This window comes from Halomonas sp. LMYGS-3, from assembly GCF_059509875.1.
Genome location: NZ_JCAKFQ010000007.1, coordinates 179286 through 193790, shown reverse-complemented (window position 1 = coordinate 193790; position 14505 = coordinate 179286). Strand labels below are relative to the sequence as shown.

Annotated in this window: 13 protein-coding genes; 4 read left to right on the top strand and 9 right to left on the bottom strand. The window is 68.4% G+C overall.

Annotated elements, in window-relative coordinates:
• The first annotated feature begins 92 nt into the window (after positions 1–92).
• Entirely contained in the window at positions 93–1613 is a 1521-nt protein-coding gene (gene exaC, locus AC5W54_RS09270) for an acetaldehyde dehydrogenase ExaC (RefSeq protein WP_495961791.1), read from the top strand.
• A gap of 110 nt (positions 1614–1723) precedes the next feature.
• On the opposite strand, the gene AC5W54_RS09265 is transcribed toward exaC, so the two are convergent.
• From AC5W54_RS09265 to AC5W54_RS09255, 3 genes are read right to left on the bottom strand one after another with little or no spacing between them, the layout of a single operon-like run.
• The gene (locus tag AC5W54_RS09265) at positions 1724–2935 is read right to left on the bottom strand and encodes a MerC family mercury resistance protein (protein WP_495961790.1); all 1212 of its coding nucleotides are present in this window, start codon (positions 2933–2935) and stop codon (positions 1724–1726) included.
• Between the two features lie 12 nt (positions 2936–2947).
• Complete coding sequence (locus tag AC5W54_RS09260) at positions 2948–3205, bottom strand: anti-sigma factor family protein (RefSeq protein ID WP_495961789.1); 258 nt, start codon at positions 3203–3205, stop codon at positions 2948–2950.
• Positions 3202–3927: a sigma-70 family RNA polymerase sigma factor gene (locus AC5W54_RS09255; protein ID WP_495961788.1), complete on the bottom strand. Its 726-nt coding sequence runs from the start codon at positions 3925–3927 to the stop codon at positions 3202–3204. Before AC5W54_RS09255 ends, AC5W54_RS09260 begins: the two co-directional genes overlap by 4 nt.
• Before the next feature lie 180 nt (positions 3928–4107).
• Between AC5W54_RS09255 and AC5W54_RS09250 the strand changes: the two genes are divergently transcribed.
• The 3 genes from AC5W54_RS09250 to AC5W54_RS09240 all read left to right on the top strand — a co-directional run bounded on the left by AC5W54_RS09250 (position 4108) and on the right by AC5W54_RS09240 (position 5913).
• Positions 4108–4917, top strand: coding sequence for a methyltransferase domain-containing protein (locus AC5W54_RS09250; protein WP_495961787.1), 810 nt, complete (start codon positions 4108–4110; stop codon positions 4915–4917).
• Between the two features lie 38 nt (positions 4918–4955).
• On the top strand, positions 4956–5399 hold the full coding sequence (locus AC5W54_RS09245; RefSeq protein WP_495961786.1) for a cupin domain-containing protein: 444 nt from the start codon (positions 4956–4958) through the stop codon (positions 5397–5399).
• A 94-nt stretch (positions 5400–5493) separates the two neighbouring features.
• Positions 5494–5913, top strand: a complete 420-nt coding sequence (locus tag AC5W54_RS09240; protein WP_495961785.1) for a secondary thiamine-phosphate synthase enzyme YjbQ — start codon at positions 5494–5496, stop codon at positions 5911–5913.
• A 17-nt stretch (positions 5914–5930) separates the two neighbouring features.
• Here the strand turns inward: AC5W54_RS09240 and dauA are convergent, their stop codons facing one another.
• From dauA to AC5W54_RS09210, 6 genes are all read right to left on the bottom strand, one after another.
• Entirely contained in the window at positions 5931–7676 is a 1746-nt protein-coding gene (gene dauA / locus AC5W54_RS09235) for a C4-dicarboxylic acid transporter DauA (RefSeq protein WP_495961784.1), read from the bottom strand.
• Between the two features lie 137 nt (positions 7677–7813).
• A complete protein-coding gene (betT, locus tag AC5W54_RS09230) occupies positions 7814–9862 on the bottom strand; it encodes a choline BCCT transporter BetT (protein WP_495961783.1) in 2049 nt (682 codons plus the stop codon).
• Between the two features lie 402 nt (positions 9863–10264).
• On the bottom strand, positions 10265–10972 hold the full coding sequence (locus tag AC5W54_RS09225; RefSeq protein WP_495961782.1) for a Spy/CpxP family protein refolding chaperone: 708 nt from the start codon (positions 10970–10972) through the stop codon (positions 10265–10267).
• A 108-nt stretch (positions 10973–11080) separates the two neighbouring features.
• On the bottom strand, positions 11081–11800 hold the full coding sequence (locus AC5W54_RS09220; RefSeq protein WP_495961781.1) for a response regulator: 720 nt from the start codon (positions 11798–11800) through the stop codon (positions 11081–11083).
• A complete protein-coding gene (locus tag AC5W54_RS09215; protein WP_495961780.1) occupies positions 11764–13242 on the bottom strand; it encodes an ATP-binding protein in 1479 nt (492 codons plus the stop codon). Before AC5W54_RS09215 ends, AC5W54_RS09220 begins: the two co-directional genes overlap by 37 nt.
• A gap of 119 nt (positions 13243–13361) precedes the next feature.
• On the bottom strand, positions 13362–14429 hold the full coding sequence (locus AC5W54_RS09210) for a LacI family DNA-binding transcriptional regulator (protein WP_495961779.1): 1068 nt from the start codon (positions 14427–14429) through the stop codon (positions 13362–13364).
• Positions 14430–14505: the final 76 nt, after the last annotated feature.

Genomic DNA, 14505 nt, shown 5'->3' with positions numbered 1-14505 from the left:
CGCTACGCTCTACCACAGGCTCGGTCAACGACTACGGGACACCGCCGGCCGTCGAGCCACCAGAGATCTCACTACACGCAGGAGTGCACGTCATGATCTACGCCAACCCCGGCAGCGCAGGATCCATCGTTTCCTTCGACCAGCGCTATGGCAACTACATCGGCGGCGAATTCGTCGCTCCGGTGAAGGGGCAGTACTTCGACAACATCAGTCCCGTCAACGGTGAGGTATTCTGCGAGATTCCGCGCTCCACGGCCGAGGACATCGAGCTGGCACTGGACGCCGCGCACGCCGCCGCCCCCGCCTGGGGCAGGACCTCGGCGACCGAGCGCTCCAATATCCTGCTCAAGATCGCCGATCGCATCGAGCAGAACCTGGAGGCGCTGGCCGTGGCCGAGACCTGGGACAACGGCAAGGCGGTGCGCGAGACGCTCAACGCCGACCTGCCGCTGGCCGTCGACCACTTCCGCTACTTCGCCGGCTGCATCCGCGCCCAGGAGGGCACGGCGGCCGATATCGACGCCAACACCGTCTCCTATCACTTCCACGAGCCGCTGGGCGTGGTGGGGCAGATCATTCCCTGGAACTTCCCGCTGCTGATGGCCGTCTGGAAGCTGGGGCCGGCACTGGCCGCCGGCAACTGCGTGGTGCTCAAGCCCGCGGAGCAGACCCCGGCATCGATCCTCGAACTGATGAAGCTGATCGGTGACCTGCTCCCTCCCGGCGTGGTCAACGTGGTCAACGGCTATGGCGCCGAGGCGGGTCAGGCGCTGGCCACCAGCAAGCGCATCGCCAAGATCGCCTTCACCGGCTCCACCCCGGTGGGTGCACACATCCTCAAGTGCGCCGCCGAGAACATCATTCCCTCCACCGTGGAACTGGGGGGCAAGTCGCCCAACATCTACTTCGCCGACATCATGGACGCCGAGCCCGAGTTCATCGAGAAAGCGGCGGAAGGCCTGGTGCTGGCCTTCTTCAACCAGGGTGAGGTGTGCACCTGCCCGTCGCGGGCGCTGATCCAGGAGAGCATCTACGACAGCTTCATGGCCAAGGTCATGGAACGGGTGGTCAAGATCCAGCGCGGCAACCCGCTGGATACCGACGTCCAGGTCGGCGCCCAGGCCTCCCAGGAGCAGTTCGACAAGATCATGTCCTACATGGACATCGCCCGCGAGGAGGGCGCCGAATTCCTCACCGGCGGTGACAAGGCGAGCTTCGACCCGGCCTACGACAAGGGCTATTACATCCAGCCGACCCTGCTCAAGGGTCACAACAAGATGCGCGTGTTCCAGGAGGAGATCTTCGGCCCGGTGGTGGCGGTGACCACCTTCAAGGACGAGGCCGAGGCGCTGGCGATCGCCAACGACACCGAGTTCGGCCTTGGCGCCGGGGTGTGGAGTCGCGACATCAACGTCGCCTTCCGCATGGGGCGTGGCATCCAGGCCGGCCGCGTCTGGACCAACTGCTACCACCAGTACCCGGCCCATGCCGCCTTCGGTGGCTACAAGAAGTCCGGCGTCGGCCGCGAAACCCACAAGGTGGCGCTCGAGCACTACCAGCAGACCAAGAACCTGCTGGTCAGCTACGACATCAATCCGCTGGGCTTCTTCTGAGGCTGCGGCAACGGTTCTCCGTGCAAGGCTCTCTCGTAAGGCAAGCCGTGTAGTGTCAGCGGTGAGAAGCTTGGGGTGTGACGCGAGTCGCGCCCTTTTTTATGCGCCTGCTAGCCGAGCCCCAGCACCCGGGCCTCCTGGCGTCGTCGCTGGCGCAGGTCCCACAGGGTGGCGGCGGCCAGCAGCACGAAGCCGGCCAGCTCGACCGCGGCGCGATAGTCGACGAATAGCGCGTAGAGGATGGTAGCGCTGCCCGCCGTCGCCAGCAGCGTCGGGCCGATGGCGTGGTGGCGCCGGATGCCGGCGGCCAGCGTCGCCAGGGTCAGCAGCACGAAGACGGCGATGGCAACGGCCCAGGCCCCCTCGTCGAGCGCCAGGCCGATGCCCAGCAACGGTAGCAGGCCGACCAGCGCCAGGGTACCGTAGCAGCTCAGCAGGGCCATGATGAGCGCGGCCATGCCCAGCAGGCCGCGGCGACGCAGCAGCAGTAATCCACGCCGCGGATCGAGCCGCCGCCACCATTGCCGGAGGCGCGACGGCGCCGATTCTCCGCGGCGCATGGCGACTTCGATCGAGTGGGCGCCGAAGCTCGCAGCGACCTCCCGGGTCTGGGCGCTGGGACTCAGGGCGAAGTAGTCGTGGCGGCCTACCACTTCGATCCCCTCGAAGCCGGCCTCCTCGAACAGCGCCAGCAGTTCCTCCTTGACGGTGGCGCCCACCACGCACTCGACCCACAGGCGCGGGTCCTCGTGACAGTCTACCGAGACCGGTCGGTGGATCACCACGTCGGCGAGTTGCAGGCGTCCTCCCGGCTTGAGCACCCGGAACATCTCGGCTACGGCACGGCGCTTGTCCGGCACCAGGTTGAGGGCGCCGTTGCTGGTGATACTGTCGACGCTGGCATCGGCCAGCGGCAGGCGTTCCGCCGAGCCCTGGACCACGCTGAGGTTGTCGGTGCCATCGGCCGTGCGCTTGAGCTTGCGGGTCATGGCGGCGGTGAGGTCCAGGGCGACGACCCGGCCGTCGGGTCCGGCGAGGCGGCCGGCGATCAGCGAATCGTTGCCGGCACCGGCCCCGAGGTCGAGGACTCGGTCGCCGGCGCGGATGGCCCCGGCGCGAAAGGGGTACCCGACGCCGGCGAAGGAGGCCAGCAGTGGTGGCGGCAGGTCCGCCAGCTGCTCCTCGGGGTAGCCGAGCGCCCGGCAGGCCGAGCTACCCACGGGGAAGTGGAAGTGGGAGTCAGGGGTGTCGGCCACGGCGCTGTACATGCCCTGGACGGCATCGGTGATCTGTTGGGTTGAGTACCCGAGTATGGCCACCATGATGGGGTCTCCTCACGCATCCGTCTCGTCGCCGTCGAACCGGTCGAGCAGACTGCGGATGCGTTGGCGCAGGCGTGGCGGAGCCTTCACCGTGCCTGAGGCTTCCACCCTGGCGCGTAGTCGTTTCTCGAACTCGGCCCGTGTGAAGCAGTCGCGGCACCGATGCAGGTGTCGCTCGATATCGGCCGCCTGCTGGTGATCCAGCTCCCGGTCGAGATAGTCGAAGAGCCGCTCGATGACCTCCTCGCAGCTCATGTCTCTGGGGCTCATGAGCGCTGTCCTCCCGTTCCCGGGTGCTCGGGCCCCGGATGGCCGGAAACGACGCCGGCGTCCCTGGCCTGCTCCCAGAGCGTCCTCTGCAGCCGGGCACGTGCTCGGTTAAGGCGTGAGCGGACCGTGCCCAGCGGGATGCCGAGCAGGCGAGAGACTTCCTCATACGTATAGCCCTGCACCTCCACCAGTACAATCGCCACCCGGAAGGGGTCAGGCAGGGCATCCAGGGCCCGCTGCAGGTCCTCCTGCAGCAGGGTGTTGAAGAATTGCTCCTCCAGGCTGCCCCACCAGAGCAGGAAGGGCTGATGCAAGTGCTGGAAGAGAGTGAAGTGGTCGGCGTCGAGATCGTCGGGGGACGACGGTTCGTTGCCACTGGGGGGCTGGGGGCGGCTCTGCCGCCGTCGCCACTCGCTGATGAAGGTATTGGTGAGGATATGGAACAGCCAGGCGTCGAAGCGCTCGGGGTCGCGCAGCTTGTCGAGCCGGGTCCAGGCCTTGCCCACCGCCTCCGCGACGATGTCTTCGGCGTCGTCCGGATTGCGGGTCAGTCGCAGCGCCGTGCCGTAGAGCCGGTCCATCAACGGCTCCAGGCGTTGTTCGAACCACTGCCGGCGACTGGTGGCATCGGGGTAGCTCATGGTGGTCCCCGGGGCATCGTCCCGATGGGGCATGACGGGCCACGGCATCGGGGAGCTGGTGAACTGGCTGGCAAGGGACATGGCTTACCTCTTCGAGCATGGAACGCGCGCCGGCGGCGGGCAAGTCGAGGGTATGGCAAGGACGCGGCGACTGGCTTCCGGGTTCCCGTCCCGTGACGGGAACCATCCCGTCGGCGACTGCGTCCTGGGGCACACGGCACTCTGGTGTCGTGCCATGTCCAGTCGAAGAGGAGAGAGATCATGACCATCACGGCAACCTCCACGTCCAGTGCACCGTCCACCTCGCCCGCGGTGGATCGCCACGAACTCGAAGCGCGGGTCAAGGCGATGTATCGCGAGGTGGCCGAGACGCCGGAAGGGGATTTCCATTTCGAGATGGGGCGCGCCCTGGCCGAACGGCTGGGCTATGAGTCGAACGCCCTGGATCGGATCCCCGCCGCGGCCATCGACTCCTTCGCCGGGGTCGGGCACTTCCTCGACCTGGCCGACCTCCTGCCCGGCGAGACGGTGCTCGACCTCGGCAGCGGCTCCGGCATGGACAGCCTGCTCGCCGCCCTGGCGGTGGGTCCCGAGGGCCGGGTGCTGGGACTCGACATGACCGAGGCCCAGCGCGAGAAGGCGACGCGGCTGGCTGCCGAGGCGGGCTTCACCAACGTCGAGTTCCATGCCGGCTACATCGAGTCGCCCCCCTTCGCCGACGGCAGTGTCGACGTGGTGATCAGCAACGGGGTGATCAATCTGTCGGCGGACAAGCCGCGGGTCTTCGCCGAGGCGGCCCGCGTGCTGCGCCCCGGCGGGCGGCTGGCGCTCGCCGACATCGTCACCGAGTCGCCGCTGCCGGAGAAGGTTTCCTGCAACGCCACCCTGTGGGCCGCCTGTATCGGTGGCGCCAGTCAGGTAGACGACTATCGTCGGGCCATCGAGGCGGCGGGATTCGGGGTGCAGCCGCTGCGCGAGCATCCCGAGTACCGCTTCCTGACCGAGTCGGCCCGGGGTGCCAGCGAGACCTACGGCGTCAAGAGCATCTCGCTGCTGGCCATCAAGGCCTGAGTGAAGAAGCATCACATATCGCAGAGGAGTGAAGCACCATGAAAGCCATCATCAAGCAGTCAGCCCTGGGCCTGGGGCTGGTCGCGGTCCTGCCCATCGCCGCGGCACTCGCCCAGGATAACGATGCCTTGCCGGCAGGTTTCCAGACGGAGCCAGTGTTGAAGACGGTCACCACCCGCGACGGTGACGCCATCACCTGGCCCCAGGGGACGGCGGAGATTGTCTCGGTGATCGGCACCATCGAGCCGGGTGGGCGGACGCCGCTGCATCAGCATCCGGTGCCGGTCTTCGTCTATATCCTCGAGGGCGAGGTCGAGTTGCGCACCGAGGGTGGCGATCCCTATGTCTACGGGCCGGGAGAGGCCTATATCGAGGCACTCAATCGGGACCATCAGCTCTTCAATGTGACGGATAGCGACGCCAAGATCCTGGTGGTGTTCGCCGCGGCGGAAGGCCAGCCCACCACGGTGGCCGCCGAGTGAACGGCGGCGGCATGCCGCACGCCCGGCATGGCGTGCGGCATCGCTGCCGCGGGTTTAGCATGGCGGGATATTCACTGTCATGAGGAATCGCGCCATGTGGCAACAACGGGAACTGCGCCTGGCGCCGCGCCCGCGCGGCTTTCACCTGATCTCCGACGAGGTGGTCGACGGCCTGCCCTGGTTGCGGGAGGTCTCCTCGGGGCTCCTCCACCTGCAGCTGCTGCACACCTCGGCGTCGCTGACCCTCAACGAGAACGCCGACCCGGACGTTCGCCACGACATGGACGCCTTCCTGCGACGCCTGGTGCCCGGCGACCTGCCCTACTTCCGCCATACCCTGGAGGGCCCCGACGACATGCCGGCCCATGTCTGTGCCAGCCTGCTCGGCACCCAGCTCACGCTGGCGGTGCGCGACGGCGGCCTGGTATTGGGCACCTGGCAGGGCCTGTGGCTCGGCGAGCATCGCGACCAGGGCGGCGTCCGCCGGCTGATCGCCACTCTCCACGGTGAATGAGACGCGGCGAGCCGCGGTCAGTCGCGGTGCGCGGCCAGCCAGTGGCCGGCCAGCCGTCGGGCGTGGTCCAGGTGGCGCACGGCGGCGAGCCGGCCGGTCTCGCGGTAGAGTCCGGCACGCCGCAGCTTCATCACCATCCGTGCCGGCATGCCGATGAAGATCAGCCCCACCCGCTGCGCGCGCAGCTCCTCGGCCAGCGCCTGCAGGGCGACGATGGCGGTGGCATCCAGGCTCGGCACGTCGTGCATGTCGAGCATCACCACCCTGACCTCCGGGTCCACCACCCGTAGCGACGAGATCGCCTTCTCGGCGGCGCCGAAGAACAGCGGGCCGTTGACGTCGTAGAGCGCCACCTGGCGCGGCAGGTCGCGGGCCAGTTCGCTGTCGTCGGCGTCCAGCCTGCGGGCGTGGGTCAGCTCGGCCATGCGGCGGATGAACAGCGCCGCGGCGAGCCCGATGCCCACGGCCACCGCCAGCACCATGTCGACGATCACCGTGAGCCCGAAGCAGATCACCAGGATCGCCACGTCGCTCGCCGGGGCGCTCTTCAGGGTGTGCACGACGTGGCGTGCCTCGCTCATGTTCCAGGCGATGACGAACAGCAGCGCGGCCAGTGCGGCCATGGGCACCAGGCCGAGCACGCCGGCCAGCGCCACCACCGCGAGCAGTACCACCAGCGAGTGCACCACGGCGGCCACCGGCGAAACGGCGCCGCTGCGGATGTTGGTGGCGGTGCGCGCCAGCGCCGCGGTGGCGGTGATGCCGCCGAAGAAGGGCACCACGATGTTGCCGAGCCCCTGGCCGAGGAGCTCGGCGTTGGGGTCGTGACGGGTGCGGGTCAGGCCGTCGGCGACCACCGCGCAGAGCAGCGACTCGATCGCCGCCAGCATGGCGATGGCCAGTGCCGGGCCGAGCAGCTCGCGGATCAGCGCGAAGTCCACGGCGAGCGGCATGCCGTCCGGCCCCGGTAGCCGCCAGGGCACCACCGGGCTCGGGGCGAAGGGAGGAATGCCGCTGCCGGCCTGGCCCGCGACCTCCCAGCTGAAGCGCGAGGCGATGGTGTCGATCTCGACTCCCAGCGGGACGACCGCGAGCGCGGCCAGGGTACCGACCACCAGGCCGACCAGTGGCGCCGGCACCGGCAGCTTCAGCCGGGGCCAGAGGATCAGGGTGGCCAGGGTGACCAATCCCACTCCGAGCTCGGCCGGGGCCAGGCGTGGCACGCCGCGGGCGATGGCGCCCAGGTTGTGCAGGGTGCTGTCGCCGAGCTCGACCCCGGCCAGGCCCAGGAAGTCGGGCAATTGCAGCAGGGCGATCACTACCGCGATGCCGGCGGTGAAGCCCAGCACCACCGGGTAGGGCACGAACTGGATGAGGCTGCCCAGCCGCGCCAGCCCCAGGGTCACCAGGATCAGCCCCGCCATCAGGGTGGCGATCAGCAGGCCGCCGACGCCGTGGCTCGCGACGATGGGAAACAGGATCACCACGAAGGCGGCGGTGGGGCCAGAGATGTTGAAGCGCGAGCCGCCGGTGAGCGCGATGATGGCGCCGGCGACGATGGCGGTGTAGAGGCCGTGCTGGGGTGGCACGCCGGTGGCGATGGCCAGCGCCATGGAGAGCGGCACGGCGACGATGCCGATGGTCAGGCCCGCCATCAGGTCGCGGCGCAACTCGGCGACGCCGTAGCCCTGGCGCCAGGCGGCGAGCAGGGCGCTACCGGGAACGGGCAGGCGATAGGGGGGCTTGTCGGTGGGGTGGGACATGGCGGTTCCTTGCCAGGGAAAGCGTTCCTTAAGCTACGCCTGGCCGTTGCACTGCCGCAAGGCGGCCAAGGTATGACCGCCATACAACGAAAAACGGCGGCGCCCTGGGGCCGCCGCCGTCGTCGAGTCCGGCTCGATCAGGCCGGGGTCGCCTCCACGGGGGGCTCGCCCACGGCGCCGGGCATGGCCTGGACGTTGCCGCCCTCGCCGGCGAGCGCCAGGAAGTGCAGGTGGCGTTCGTACTCCGAGAGCACGTCGCCGATCACCTGGCCGCGGGTATAGCCGTTGAGGTCCTGGCCGGTACCGCCCTCGGCCAGGTAGACGTCCAGTCGCACATAGTAGTCGTCATCCACCGGCAGGAAGCTCGGGGTGCGCATGCGGTGCGGGCAGACCTGGTAGACGAAGCTGGCGGCGTTCTCCAGCTGCACCTGCAGGGTCAGGCTCGGCAGTGGTTCGCCTTCGAGCGGCTCCTCGGTCACCGTGGCCTCCTGGCCGCGGCTCTCGAGTTCCTGGGCGAACTGGGTCAGCGCCGGGCGAATGGCATGCTCGATGGTGGAGGCGGCGCCGGCCCGGGTCGAGGTGTCCAGGGCGCGGTCGAGGCGCTCGCGCCAGTCGCCGCCCGGGGCGGTGCCGGAGACGCGGCGCCGGGCATCGGCCTTGCGGCCCTCCAGCTTCAGTGCCTTGACCATGCCCACCATGATCGCGAAGATCACCAGCGAGAAGGGCAGGGCGGTGATCACCACGGCGCTCTGCAAGGCATTGAGCCCACCCGCCATCAGCAGGGCGACGGTGACCAGACCGATCACCGCCGACCAGAAGATGCGCAGGCGCACCGGGGCGTCGTGGTTCACGTCGGACAGGATCGAGGTGAAGTTGGCCAGCACCAGGGCGCCGGAATCCGCCGAGGTGACGAAGAAGACGATGCCCAGTACCGTGACCACGGCGGCGGTGAGCCCGACCCAGGGATAATGCTCGAGCAGGGTGTACATGGTGGTCTGCGGCGTGTTCAGCGCCTGTTCGCCGAGCTCGACGATACCCTGATTGGCGACCAGCTCGATGCCGCTGTTACCGAACACCGACATCCACACCATCATGAAGGCCAGCGGAATGCCCAGCGCACCGGCGACGAATTCGCGGATGGTCCGGCCGCGGGAGATGCGCGCCAGGAACAGGCCGACGAAGGGCGTCCAGGCGATCCACCAGCCCCAGAAGAAGATCGTCCACCACTGCTTCCACTCATTGGCTGCGTCGCCGGCGAAGGCGTAGGTATCGAAGCTCTTGGCCACGAAGCCAGAGAAGTAGTCGCCGGCATTGTTCACCACCATGTCGAGCAGCTTCAGGGTGTGGCCCTGGAAGAGCACGAACAGCAGCAGCGCCAGGGCCAGCAGCATGTTGAACTCGGACAGGCGGCGGATGCCCTTCTCCACGCCGCTGACCACCGAGATGGTGGCCAGCACCACCACCAGGGCGATCAGGATGATCTGCACCGACAGGCTCTCCGGCACGTCGAACATGTAGGCGAGCCCGTAGTTGAGCTGCATCACGCCGATGCCGAGGCTGGTGGCGATGCCGAACACCGTGGAGATCACCGCGGTGATGTCCACGGCGCTGCCGATGGGGCCGTGGATGCGTTTGCCGAGCAGGGGATAGAGGGCGCTGCGGATGGCCAGCGGCAGGCGATGGCGATAGCTGAAGTAGGCCAGTGCCATGCCCATCAACACGTAGAGTCCCCAGCCGGAGAGCCCCCAGTGCATGAAGGTCTGGACCACGGCGGCACGCATCGCCTCCTGGCTCTCCGGGGTCAGGTCCGGCGGCGCCAGGTAGTGGGCGACCGGCTCGGCGACGCTGAAGAACAGCAGGTCGATGCCAATGCCGGCAGCGAACAGCATCGCCGACCAGGAGAGCAGCGAGAACTCCGGCCGCGAATGGTCGGGGCCGAGGCGGATGCTGCCGAAGCGCGAGGCACCGATGGCAATCACGAAAACCAGGTAGGCGACCACCGCCAGCATGTAGTACCAGCCGAAGGTCTCGCTGACCCAGGCCAGGCCGGCATCGAAGAAGGCGCCGGCCCGCTCGGTGAACAGCATGGTCAGGACGAGGAAGACCAGGATGCCGGCAACCGAACCGTGAAACACGGCGGGGTTGAGACGGTCCCGTCGTTCGGGAACTGCAGTGTCATGCGCCATGGGGCTGACTCCCTGAATGTTGTTGATGTCGAGTTTCATGCCGTCGGGCGACGGGGGCAGGGCTGTCGTGCGGTCGGTGTGCCTTGGCTGGTCCCCGAGACCCTGGTACGACGCCGCTGGCCATGAGACGGGCTGAAGTGTCGGCCCCGCCGGGGTGCCCGTGTCGACCACGGTCACGGGCCATCGGTACGGCGCGTGCCGAATGGAGAGCGAACCGTCTCCGGGTTTCGCAGGCCGCGGTCGAGCAGTCGTCGCATGATGATTTTTATTGATTGGTCGTTCAAATAAAATACGCACTTCTGTTGTCGGCTGCAACCCTGCGTTGAATTCAGCCGCGGCAGCATGAAACGAAGGCCCGACGCAGGGTCGGGCCTTCGAGAACGCGGCGAGAGGTAGGGCGGGTCAGTCGTTGCGACTCTCGTCTTTTTCGCCGTGCGGGGTGTCACCGCCGTGATGGTAACGGTGATGACCGTGGCGCTTGCCATGGGCCTTGCCGCCGCGCGGCTCCATGGCGGCCTTCAGCTCCTCGAGCTGCTCGTCGCTGAGGATCTCGGTGAGGGCAGCATGGTGCTCCTCGCGGAGCTCCTGCATGGCGGCGCGACGCTCGTCCCGGGAGTCGAACTCGCGCTCGCGGAGCTCGTTCAGGTCGGCGTAGATCGATTCGCGGGTCTCGCGCAGGGCCTCGCGCTCCTCATCGGAGAGCTCCCAGCCGTCGACCAGCGCCTCGAGGCGCTCCTGCAGGGCGGCGCGACGGGCCTCGCGCCACTCGCTGCGCTGCTCCTCGTGCATGTCACGGCGAGCCTGCGCCAGGGCCTCACGCTGCTCCTCGTCGAGGATCGCGTCGACACGCTCGCGGTGCTGCCGATGCAGGTCTCGCATGGCCTGGCGGTGTTCGCCGAGGGCCTCTTCCAGTTCGGCGGCCGTGGCCTCGTCGATGCCGGCGCGCTCGAACAGGGCCTGACGCTTGGCCTCCCGCTGTTCCTGGCGCTGCTCCCAGCCCGGGTGGCGACCCTCACCGTGAGCGTCGGCGGTGGCGGAAAGGGCCAGCGGTGCGATGGCCATGGCGAGCAGGGCGGGTATCAGCAGCTGGCGGGACAGGGATGTCTTCATGGTGGCACTCCTTGCGGGGCTCGGATGGACGATGGCAGTCTCGCCCGCCGCCGTGCAAGAGGGATGCAGCGAAGGTGCAAAGGTGGTGCATCGGCCGCCCGGGACCGGCTACTCCTCCGGCTGGTACTTGTAGCCTACGCCATAGACGGAGCGGATGATCTCCCGCTCCGGCCACACCTCGCTGATCTTCTTGCGCAGTTTCTTGACGTGGCTGTCCACGGTGCGTTCGGAGACGATACGGTGGTCGCGGTACATGTGGTCCATCAACTGGTCGCGGGAGAAGATCCGGCCCGGGGCGTGCATCATCACCCGCAGCAACTGGAACTCCACGGCGGTGAGGCCCAGGTCCTGGCCGTCGGCCAGGGCCCGCCAGCCGTCGTCGTCGAGTACCAGGTCACTGCCAGCCGAGGTGTCGGGATCCCGGGCCGCCCGGCCGCGGCGCAGCACCGCCTTGACCCGGGCGACCACTTCCCGCGGGCTGAAGGGCTTGCAGATGTAGTCGTCGGCACCGAGCTCGAGCCCCAGCAGGCGGTCGACCTCCTCGACGCGGGCGGTGAGCATGATCACCGCCAGCCGTGGCCAGCGCTGGCGGATCTCGCGACACAGGGTCAGGCCATCGGTACCCGGCAGCATCAGGTCGAGCAGCACCAGGTCGGGAGCGTTGCTTCCGCCCCTGGCGTCCTCGAGCCAGGGCAGTACCGCATCGCCATGGTCCAGGTGGTGGGTGATGAAACCGTTGCCCTCGAGGTAGTCGGCGACCAGGCGGGCGATCTTGGGCTCGTCCTCGACGATCAGGATGGTGTCCGTCGGCGTGTCGTGGTGGTGCATGCATGTTTCTCCCTGAAGCCTGGGTCGTCGAGTACCGGAAACTCCAGTGTCCAGCATAACCCACCGAGCGGCGATGACGAGGCCTCCATGCGACCGCCATGGGCCTTGACCAGGGCGGTGGCGATGGAGAGCCCCAGCCCGCTGCCGCCGCTGGCGCGGCTGCGTGACCCCTCGACGCGATAGAGGCGTTCGGTCAACCGCGGCAGTTCCGGCGGCGGTACCCCCGGGGCGCTGTCCTCCCAGGTCACCCGGATCCGGTCTGTGAGCACCTGCACGCTCACCCGCAGCCGGCCGGGAGAATGCGTGTAGGCGCAGGTATTGTCGAGCAGGTTGTTCCACAGCTGGCGCAGACGCTGAATATCGCCGCGGATCCAGGCCTTGCCGGTGATCGCGGTCTCGAGGGTGATGCTGTGGCCGTCGAGCCAGCCGCGGGCCTCCTCCAGCCGGCTCGCGAGGTTCTCGGCCAGATCGAGCGGGGCGAGCTGGACCTCGAGGGCACCGGCGTCGCTCTGGGACAGCAGGCGCAGGTCGGCGACCAGCCGCTCGAGCTGGCCCACCTCCTGGAAGAGGGAGTGGAGGTTGTCGTGGTCGAGGGCCCGGATGCCGTCCTGCATCGCCTCGATCTCGCCACGTAGCACGGCCAGCGGGGTGCGCAACTCGTGGGCGATGTCGGAGACCCAGCGTGAGCGCGCCGCCCGGCTGGCCTCCAGGGTGCCGGCCAGGACGTTGAAATCACGGGCCAGCCGCGAGAGCTCGTCGCGGCCCCGTTCCGGCAGGCGGATGCTGTAGTCGCCCTCGGTGAGTCGCCGGGTGGCCAGCGCCATGCTGCGAGTTCGCCGGCCGAGCCACCAGGAGAGACCGCCGGCCAGCAGCAACGAGGCGATGCCCAGGGAGCCGACGATGATCGCCAGGTTGCGCTGCTGGCGTGCCAGGAAGATGCGGTCCATGCGGGCCATCAGCTGCTCGGGCGGGCGATACCCCAGGGTGCCCACGCGTTCGCCGTCGTACTCGATCGGCAGCCAACGCAACTCGGGGGGCGGGCTCTCCTCGTCGGGTGGCGCCGGAGGGAGCCCGATCACCGGCAGGCCGGTGGCATCGTGAAGCACGAAGTCGCTGGGTTCGCCCAGGCGCCGTTCGATGCCGTGGGGCGGTGGTCCCTCGCCGGGCCACAGCTGGCGGCGTACCAGACGGTGCCAGGCGTCGGGGGAGTGACGCAGCCACTGCCAGTCGCCGCGACGGGCCCACTCCTCGCCGAGTCCCTCGGCGAGGGTCTCGGCGCGATTGGTCTGGGTGGTGTCGAGGTACTCGATGAAGCCGCGGTCGAGGCTGCGGGATACCGCCAGGAAGACCAGCGCCGAGATGGCCACGTTGACCACCAGAATGATCACGAACAGCTTGATGCCCAGGCGGGACACGGCGAGATGGGGGAGGCGGGGGCTCATGGGCGACTCGAGACGGAAGAACGGAGATCACAGCATCGCCCAGCGCGATGCAGTCATTGGTCAGGCACTGTGCAAGCAAGGTGCAAGCGCCGGCAAGCGATACCCCCCCCCCGGGTATCTCAGGGGGCGGTGTCGCCGATCATCGTCTCGGTGCGTAGCAGGGTCGATTCGGCCGGCGAGAGGCCGAGGATCATGCGGGCGGCGATGCGGCCCTTCTCGGTGCTGTCCTGGCGCACCGTGGTTAGCCGCGGGGCCCGGTACTGGCCCTCGGCGATGCCGTCGAAACCGGTGATGCGCAGGTCCTCGGGGATGCGCAGGCCGCGTTGTTCGGCCAGCGTCAGCACGGTCAGGGCGATACGGTCGGACATGCACAGCAGCAGGTCGGGGCGTTCGTCGTCGGGCAGGGCGAGGATCTCCTCGATCACCGGGGCACACACCTCGTAGGTGTTCTCCTCGATATTCCACAGCGGCACGTCCGAGGGTGTGAAGCCGCGCTCCTCCAGTGCCCGGTAGAAGCCGGCGAGCCGCGAACGGGTGATGGAACGCGCGGGGGGCAGCAGGGCGTGTTGCTCTGTGACCCGGCCATTGCAGGGGGACTCGGTGAGCCGCAGGCTGATTATCGCCGGCCGACGCGTTGGGGTGTGCAGGGCATGGCGGGCGATGGCGTAGCTCGCCGGCTCATTGTCGATATGCACGGTGGGATAGCCCTCGGGACTGAAGTCTATCGCCACCAGTGGGCGCTGGGCGGGCAGGTCCGCCGAGGCCATCAGGCTCGGCGGCATCAGGCCGTAGGCGATGAAGCCATCGGCCATGCTGGCCGAGCCGGGCGTCTGAGAGGCGTGCTGACGGCCCGAGAGCAGCAGCAGGGTATGGCCATGGGCATCCAGCACCTCGGCGACACCGGACAACAGTTCGCTGGCCACGGCATCGTTGATGCTGTAGGTGAGGCTTTCGGCGAGGATCACCGCGATGATCCGCGAGCGGCCGGTGCGCAGGCTGCGCGCCTTGGCGTCGGGCCCCCGGTAGCCCAGGCGTTTGGCCTCGCCGAGGATGCGCTTGCGCAGGGCTGGTGAGAGCTGGTCGGGGCGATTGAAGGCGTTGGAGACGGTCGCCGTGGAGACGCCGAGCTCCCGGGCCAGGTCCTTCAAGGTGATGCGGCGGGAGGGGGGCACGGTTTGCGGCTCCATTGAGCTGTAACGATTTAGTTAGCAGCCTAGCATAGCGCGTCGGGCACTGGGCCGCCAGTGCGGTCGGACGGCGCCG